The sequence below is a fragment of the Ligilactobacillus acidipiscis DSM 15836 genome (assembly GCF_001435755.1).
Taxonomy (GTDB): Bacteria; Bacillota; Bacilli; order Lactobacillales; family Lactobacillaceae; genus Ligilactobacillus; species Ligilactobacillus acidipiscis.
On record NZ_AZFI01000114.1, the window covers coordinates 1 to 6,933 of the forward strand.

The window sequence follows — 6,933 nt, forward strand, 5'->3', positions numbered from 1 at the left end:
TTCCACCCACAAATACTTTACGCTAACTTTGCTATTTAGTCCTTAATGAAAAATATTTTGACCTTAGAGCCCCTTGCACTTTTTGAACAAAAAAAGTGACTCGAAACCAAAAAGTTTCAAATCACTTCTCACAAACATGGTGTTTGTTAAAGTTATTTAATTTTAAAGTGCATTAGAAGCACCATGGTAAACAATTCCACGACGTGAATCAACAGTAACAACTTCACTTTCTGATACTAATGATGTTGCGTTATGAGCACCAACAACAACTGGAATACCCATAGAAATACCAACAACAGCAGCATGCGAAGTTAAACCACCGTTTTCAACGATCAATGCAGAAGCTTTTTCAATAGCTGGAAGGTAATCTTTGTCAGTATTCTTTGTAACAAGAATACAGCCTTCAACAGCCTTGTCATTAGCTTCTTTAGCCGATTCAGCTATAACAGCCTTACCAATAACTGTTTCATCACCAACGCCCTGTCCATCAACGATTTTTGAACCGATCAATTGAATCTTCATCACGTTAGTAGTACCCTTCTCACCAACAGGAACACCAGCAGTGATCAAGATCAAGTCGCCTTCCTTGGCAAAACCTTCAGCCTTAGCTTTTTCAGTAGCTAAAGCAAACATTTCGTCAGTTGAAGCTGGTGTATCAGCTAAGACAGGATGAACACCCCAGTTAATTGATAAACCACGACGTGTCCGTTCGTCAAAAGTTACGGCCAAGATATTTGCATCTGGACGATATTTAGAAATTAAACGAGCAGTATGACCCGATTTTGTGGCTGCAACGATTGTTTTGATGTTCAAGTTGTCTGCTGTTTCAGCAACGGAACGAGCAACAGCCTCAGTTACATCTGTTTTGTCGAAATCGTTGATCGAGAAACTCTTGTGTTGACGCAAAGTGTTNCCGTGCCATTGTAGCAACAGATTCTACAGGGTAATCACCATTTGCTGATTCACCTGAAAGCATAGTCGCATCAGTACCATCAAAAACGGCATTAGCAACATCGGAGGCTTCAGCGCGTGTAGGACGAGGATTCTCTTGCATGGAATCAAGCATTTGTGTAGCAGTTATAACGGGCTTGCCAACAGCGTTACACTTCTTGATCAAACTCTTTTGTACCAAAGGAACATTTTCGACTGGAATCTCAACACCCATGTCACCACGAGCAACCATCAAGCCATCAGAGACCTTTAAAATTTCATCAAAGTTGTCAATACCCTCTTGTGATTCAATTTTAGGGAAAATCTGAACATGCTCCATATGTTTTTCTTCTAATAACTCACGAATATCTAAGACATCTTGAGGCTTACGAACAAAGGACGCAGCGATAAAATTGATCTCATGGTCTAACCCAAAACGGATATCATTGGAATCTTTTTCAGTAATACCAGGTAAATTAATTGAAACGCCAGGAGCATTTACACCCTTTTTAGAGCCTAAAATCCCGTCATTAAGGACTTTACATACAAGTTCCTTATTTTCATCATCCTTTTTTTCAATCTGCATGTCGATCAAGCCATCGTCAAACAAAACATGGCCGCCTTCATGAACATCATCATATAAACCAGGATAAGTTACGGCAATTTTTTCATGCGTTCCTTCAATAGAATCATCCATCGAAATCCGTACTTCATCACCGATCTCAAATGAGAGCTTTCCTTCTTTTTGAGCAGTAGTCCGGATCTCAGCACCCTTAGTATCCAACATACAACCGACCATCTTACCAGTGATCTTTTCAGCCTGTGTAACTAAGTTCATTCTGCTTAAATGTTCCTCATGGTCACCATGGGAAAAGTTAAAGCGAAATACATTAGCACCTGATTCGATCAACTTCACAATTGTATCTAAATCATTACTAGCTGGTCCAAGTGTACTTACGATCTTGGTCTTTTTCATTATAAGTTACCTCTCCTTTGGAAAATAAAGTATTGTAAAATTACTTAAAATAACTAAGAACTCAATAGATTGAGTGTATTAACTATGGTCAGTTAAAATCTGACGCGGTCATTTAACTCTAATAGAGTAAGATCAGTCTGATGCTTATGATTTTCAAGAGTATCAATGATATCTTTTGCAACAAGCTTGTTGTCATGAACTCCTAGCGCTAAGCCACCCTTTCCCTCGAGGAGCAACCGAACAGCATAATCTCCAAGTTGTGTAGCAAAGACACGATCCTTGGCTGTAGGCTGGCCGCCTCGTTGAACGTGGGCTAGCGTTACTGCACGACTATCAAAGTCACCATGCTTGTCAAGTTCTTCTTTGAACTTCTGAGCCGACATAACACCTTCAGCAATCACGATCAATCCATGACCCTTACCGTTTTCACGGTTCTTAGTCAACTTATCAGCGATCCCCTGAATGTCATATTTATGCTCGGGAATAACAATTGCATCTGCACCAGTAGCGATCCCTGCCCATAAAGCAATATCACCTGCGCCACGTCCCATAACTTCCACAATGAAAGTTCTTTGATGAGAAGTTGCCGTATCATTGATCTTATCGATCGCATCAACAGCGACATTGACAGAAGAATCAAAACCGATCGTAAAATCAGTTCCGGGGATATCGTTATCGATAGTTCCGGGGATACCGATGGAATTGAAACCATGCTGCGTCAAACGCTCTGCTCCGTGATATGAACCATCACCACCGATGACAACTAAAGCATCGATCCCGAATTTCTTTAGTTGGTCAATACCCTTTAACTGGTATTCCTTCTCAGCAAATTCAGGGAAACGTGCTGAATACAAGATCGTACCGCCACGTTTGATGATGCCATCGAGCCGGTCAAGGTCCAAGAGTTCAATATTTCCTTCGACCAAACCTTTATAACCATAATTAATTCCATATGCTTCCAAGCCAGCAAAGTTGGCTGAACGAGCAACCGCGCGGATCGCAGCATTCATACCTTGAGAATCTCCACCACTTGTCAAAATGCCAATGCGTTTCATAGTTTCACCTCATGTAAAGTTTCTATTGTACTACATTCTCCAATGTTCATAGTATCACTTTTCACAGAAATTGTCTTGTATATTTCAAAAAAATTATGAATTTTTTCATGTAATTTACATCTATTTTCATTATTTCAAAACAACATTACTTTCGCCTAATAGCTTGATAACTTCCTGTTGTGCTCTATCATCAGTACTGAGCCAAAGCTCTTCACTCAATAGGACCTTACGATTTGAATGTTCATCATAGACGATCACTGGTACTTTTCCATGAAAAACTTCGAGCAATCTTTTCAATTCTTGCTTTTTCTGGACAGAACTCCCGTTGGGTAAGCGAAGAAAGTAACGCTGCTTAATCACATCCTGAGCTAGATTTAGGGAGCTGACTAATAACTGGAGTCCCCGCCGTTTCTCTACTTTACCCTTGGCCATCACTACTACACCCTCAGATAATTTAGGCCCATACTGCCGAAACTGCTGGGGAAAAACAGTGAGATCGATCGTTCCCGTTTCATCGTCGGCCGTGACAAAAGCCATTTGCTCACCCTTTTTTGTTCGAATGGTCTTTATTTTCTTTACATATACAATAGTAGTAACACTTTGTCCTGACCGGATCTCACTAACCTTAGCAGTGTGGTATGTCTGCATTAAATTGGGAAATTTTTCGACTGGATGTCCTGATAAAAAGGCACCTAAATAATAATTTTCCTTGTTGAGTCGTTCTTCTTCCGTTAATTCAGGCACAGTTTCTTCTGCTTTAGGCGCTAACATTTCAAATAATTCAACATTAGCACCACTCAATTCGACATTTTTAAGCATTTTAGGCAATTGGTCAAGCAATTTTGCCCGTGAAGGTTCTAATTCATCAAAAGCTCCGCTATAAATCAATGCCTCAATACCTTCCTGCTTTAAAAACTCTGCTGGGATCCGCTGTAAAAAATTATTAAAAGTGCGATAAGGGCCATGAGCTTTTCTTTCCTGAATGATCGCATGCACGAAATTGCGTCGAACTGTTTTTATACAACCCAAGCCAAAATAAATGGCATGTTTTTTTAAAATGAAATAAATTTCACTTTCATTTATTGCTGGTGCGTGGACTTTGATCTGACGACTTTTAGCTTCCGTAAGATATGTCTTGATCTTCTTGTCTGAACCGATCACAGAGTTTAATAACGCTGCATAAAAAGCTGCCGGATAGTGGCATTTTACATAAGCTAATTCAAAAGCCATTTTAGAATATGCAACTGCATGAGAGCGATTAAAGCCATAATCACCAAAACGGCCAATATAGTCATAAACTTTTTCAGCTGTTTGAGAGTCAAAGCCTTTGCTGGTAGCTCCATTAATAAATTTTTGCTGCATCTCAGAGATCACGTCATGTTTCTTTTTACTCATCGCACGTCGTAAAAGATCGGCCTGACCAAGAGAAAAAGCGCCCATCGCTGAAGCAACTTGCATGACCTGCTCTTGATAAACCATGATCCCATATGTCGGTTCGAGAATTTTTTTCAAAGAAGGATCAGGATAAGTCACTCGCCTTTGTCCATGCTTACGCGCAATAAATTCATCGATATTATTCATTGGTCCCGGCCGATATAAAGCATTAACGGCTGCAATGTCTTCAAATGAAGTTGGAACCAACTTTCTGAGAACATTACGGATACCATCAGATTCAAACTGAAAAACACCATTCGTGTCTGCCTTTTGAAAGAGGGCCAATGTCGGTGGATCTTTAAGATCTATCTGATGAATATCTAATTTTTGCTGACAGCCAATGGCAATAAAACGCAATGAATTTTCTAAAATCGTTAAGTTACGCAAACCAAGAAAATCCATTTTTAATAAGCCAACTTCTTCCACCTGATCTTTAGCAAACTGCGTAACCAGCATTTCATCAGGTCCCAATTGAACAGGAACTAGGTCTGAGAGTTTTTGTTCACTTAAAATCACCCCAGCAGCATGTAAAGAATAATGACGCGGCAGGCCTTCCAAGTGTGTGGCTGTTCTATAAATCAGTTCGTTTTTTTGACTATCTGCAACTAAGTTCTGTAATCTTTGTGATTTTTGATAGGCTTCTGCAAGTGTAATATGCAAAACTGACGGGATTGCTTTACTCCATTGGTCCATTTCATAAGTCGTTTCACCCATCACACGACCCACATCACGCAGCGCCTGTTTAGCTGCCAGGGTACCAAAAGTAATGATTTGTGCCATTTGCTCGTGACCGTACTTTTTATGAACATATTTTATGACCTGATCACGTTTTAAATCAGGAATATCTAAGTCGATATCTGGCATTTGCACGCGCTCTTCATTCAAAAACCTTTCAAACAGTAGATTATATTGTATAGGATCCACGTCAGTGATCATTAAAGTATAAGCGACTAATGATCCAGCTGCAGATCCTCGTCCTGGGCCGATCATTATTTGATGTTCATGCGCGAAATGAGTAACATCCCAGACTACTAAAAAATAGTCATCAAATCCCATACGCTCAATGACGGCTAACTCATGATCCAAACGTTTTTGGTAAGGTTTTAAATTCCCGATCTGGTTTTCTTGGGCCCTCTTTTTTAATCCAGCTTGACATAATTCTTGCAGGTACTGGGCTGAAGTATAACCTTTAGGTGTTTTGAAACGCGGCAATCGAGTCGGTGGAAACTCAATTTGGATGTCGACTTGGTCCACGATCTGCGTTGTATTTTGAAAGGCATCTTCTAATCCGGACTTCCGATATTCCTGCAGAAATTCTTGCGGAGACTTCAAAAAATGCAGTCCATCCTGTTGATGTGTTAATTCAGAACTAGTCATTTTTTTACCGAGTCTAATAGAGTTCAAGACTGAAACTTCAAAATTTTGTTCTGGTCGTAAATATTTTAGAGGAGAAGCTGCCACAATGTTCAAGTTAAGTTCTTTTGCCAAGGCACGAAGATCGATCACTAACTGATCTTCCATGTGCATACTGACTCCTAAAAATAAACTGTTAGGCTCACAGATTTCTTTGATCTTAGTGAGTTCCGTTTTAGCTCCAGTGAAGTTATGACTATGCAATGCTTCAAGCACTAAACTGTTCTTAGTTGGTGTGATCACAAAAAGTTCATGTAAGAGCGGTGCAATTTCTGTCAATAAAAGACGATCTCCGTTTGGATCATCAGGATCTTTCGTCATTTTTAGGCTCGAAAGTTTCATTAAATTATGGTAACCCTGGTTGTTTTTGGCTAACAAGATCACATCATTGGCCGTTTGCTTTTGTCTTGTATCATTTAATTGCAAAGTTAGGCCCAACAATGGTTTAATATGATATTTTCGACAGGCTTTGTAAAAATCTAAAACGCCATACATAACGTTAATGTCAGTTATAGCTAGGGCTTGATAACCCATTTCACTTGCTTTTTTTACTAAATCTGAAATTTTAAGTGGACTTTGCAGCAAACTATAACAACTAATGACCTGAAGCGGACTAAACATTATGCTTCCCCCTTCCTTTTCTATTTGTTAAATCAATTATACTCAAATTCTTAATGACCTTCAAAAACATTTACCATTTTAGATGCACTAATTTAAGTTTATTGTCCGAATATCTCCTTGTAAGATGCACATGCATTGCACAAGAGCAGGACCAACCAAATTTTGCACTATAATTCTGAAAAGAGAGTCTGTTAGTGCTGTCTACTTGAACCAAAAGTCTGCGCCTACTGTTTTTAAAAAGCTATGTTTATTTTTTTATTTTTGTGCTAAACTACTAGGTAATGAGAGGTGAAGGAAATGCTTAAACAACTCACTTTGCTCTTTTGGAGTGCAATTTATGGTCTTGTTTTGGGCTATATTGTTTCTGCTTTAGGTGGTGGGGCTTTCAATGTTTCAACCGCTGTTGTGATTTCAATGATTGGTGGTTTTGTTGTCATTAATTTGATTGCACCAATGTTAAAACCAAAAAATTATAAATCGGGTAGGAGATAGTTCACACTATCG

At 39.2% G+C, this 6,933-nt stretch carries 4 protein-coding genes and 1 pseudogene; 1 reads left to right on the forward strand and 4 read right to left on the reverse strand.

Annotation, left to right across the window (positions count from 1 at the left end):
- Positions 1-162 precede the first annotated feature (162 nt).
- From FC65_RS12480 to dnaE, 4 genes and pseudogenes are all read right to left on the reverse strand, one after another.
- A partial coding sequence (locus FC65_RS12480) for a pyruvate kinase alpha/beta domain-containing protein (RefSeq protein WP_268872477.1) occupies positions 163-912 on the reverse strand: 750 nt, incomplete at its 5' end.
- Between the two features lies 1 nt (position 913).
- Positions 914-1,906, reverse strand: a pseudogene (pyk, locus tag FC65_RS12485) (pyruvate kinase); the annotation flags it as partial.
- A 92-nt stretch (positions 1,907-1,998) separates the two neighbouring features.
- Positions 1,999-2,961: a 6-phosphofructokinase gene (gene pfkA / locus FC65_RS07735; RefSeq protein WP_056972167.1), complete on the reverse strand. Its 963-nt coding sequence runs from the start codon at positions 2,959-2,961 to the stop codon at positions 1,999-2,001.
- A gap of 129 nt (positions 2,962-3,090) precedes the next feature.
- On the reverse strand, positions 3,091-6,429 hold the full coding sequence (gene dnaE, locus FC65_RS07740) for a DNA polymerase III subunit alpha (protein WP_056972169.1): 3,339 nt from the start codon (positions 6,427-6,429) through the stop codon (positions 3,091-3,093).
- 297 nt (positions 6,430-6,726) lie between these two features.
- On the opposite strand from dnaE, the gene FC65_RS07745 reads away from it, so the two are divergent.
- Positions 6,727-6,921, forward strand: a complete 195-nt coding sequence (locus FC65_RS07745; protein WP_056972170.1) for a YjzD family protein — start codon at positions 6,727-6,729, stop codon at positions 6,919-6,921.
- Positions 6,922-6,933 lie beyond the last annotated feature (12 nt).

What these genes read in the sequence shown, in the direction of transcription:
- pfkA (WP_056972167.1), bottom strand. Translation starts at nt 2,961, where the DNA reads ATGAAACGCATTGGCATTTTGACAAGTGGTGGAGATTCTCAAGGTATG.
- dnaE (WP_056972169.1), bottom strand. Translation starts at nt 6,429, where the DNA reads ATGTTTAGTCCGCTTCAGGTCATTAGTTGTTATAGTTTGCTGCAAAGT.
- FC65_RS07745 (WP_056972170.1), top strand. Translation starts at nt 6,727, where the DNA reads ATGCTTAAACAACTCACTTTGCTCTTTTGGAGTGCAATTTATGGTCTT.